This is a genomic window from Burkholderia sp. BE12 (genome assembly GCF_002959955.1).
Taxonomy (GTDB): domain Bacteria; phylum Pseudomonadota; class Gammaproteobacteria; order Burkholderiales; family Burkholderiaceae; genus Burkholderia.
The window spans coordinates 1-1,443 of record NZ_PREY01000076.1; the positions used below are offsets into that span (position 1 = coordinate 1).

The window sequence follows — 1,443 nt, forward strand, 5'->3', positions numbered from 1 at the left end:
CAGGAGAATTGAAATGAACGCGTCCCACCCGGAGCCGTGAGAGCAGAAAGAAGGGGTGGATCCTCACGGGCCGACGGCATCAAAGTGCCCAGGTGGAAAATGCATGCATTTCCCGGCAACCGGAGGATCCACGATGAACAGTATGACCGTGGGCGTAGATATCGCCAAGCAGGTTTTCCAGGTGCATTACGTCGATCAGGCAACTGGAGAAATCGTGAACAAACCGATCAAACGGGCGAAGTTTCTCGAGTACTTCGCGAACCGTGTGCGATGCCTGATCGGGATGGAAGCGTGCGGCGGTGCGCACCACTGGGCTCGACAACTAAGGCAAATGGGTCACGAGGTCAGGCTGATGCCAGCGGAGTTCGTGAAGGCATTCAACATCCGCAACAAGAACGATGCAGCGGATGCGCGAGCGATCTGGCTTGCGGTGCAGCAGCCGGGCCGGCCAGTGGCGGTGAAGACGGAAATGCAGCAGGCGATGCTGGCGCTGCACCGGATGCGCGAGCAGTTGGTGAAGTTCCGCACGATGCAGAGCAACGGATTGCGTGGGCTGATGACGGAGTACGGCGAGGTGATGAGCCGTGGCCGGGCGAAGCTGGACCAGGAAATACCCATCGCGCTTGACCGGCTCGAGCAGCGCCTGCCGGCAGCGCTGATCGATACGTTGCGTGAACAGTGGAACGGGTTGGCGAGGCTCGACGAGCAGATTGCCGAGATCGAACGTCGGATGCGCGAATGGAAGAAGGAAGACAAGGCCGTTGCGGCGATCAGCGAGATACCCGGCGTGGGCTTGCTGACGTCGACGGCGGCAGTGGCGATGATGGGCGACGCGAAGGCGTTTCGCTCAGGACGCGAATTCGCCGCGTGGGCAGGTTTGGTACCGAAGCAGACGGGCTCGGGCGGCAAAGTGAACTTGCACGGCATCAGCAAGAGGGGCGACACCTATCTGCGCACGCTGTTGATTCACGGCGCGCGAAGCGTGTTGAACCATGCGAAAGAGCCGGGCCCATGGGTCGAGCAGATGAAGAAGCGGCGGCCAGCAAATGTAGTGATCGTGGCACTGGCCAACAAGATGGCACGGACGATCTGGGCGGTACTGGCCCATGAGCGGCCGTACCGGAAGGACTACGTGAGCGTGAAGCCAGCCTGAAATCGGCCACGCGAGGTAGAAAATCAACGTTTAACACAGGGTGAACGTCGAAAGGTTGCGCAGCAATCGAGTGTGATGACAAGCCAGGTAGGACCGGGACTCGCTAAACCTGTATGAGGTGACGGGCTTCGAGCTCGCCAGGAGAATGAGGCGCGAGTCAGCGAATTTCATAGGGGCCCGCAGCGGCTGCACCAGCTGCATCAAGGCCGGATATAGAGCTGCAGCCCATCCTGTCCGTCGAAACACGAGAAAACTGTTGCAAACGGGACGCGTTCATATAGACCTCATGA

At 59.7% G+C, this 1,443-nt stretch carries 1 protein-coding gene; it reads left to right on the forward strand.

Features of this window, described 5'->3' with window-relative positions:
• Positions 1–133: 133 nt before the first annotated feature.
• On the forward strand, positions 134–1,153 hold the full coding sequence (locus C4B30_RS34970) for an IS110 family transposase (RefSeq protein ID WP_027781481.1): 1,020 nt from the start codon (positions 134–136) through the stop codon (positions 1,151–1,153).
• Positions 1,154–1,443: the final 290 nt, after the last annotated feature.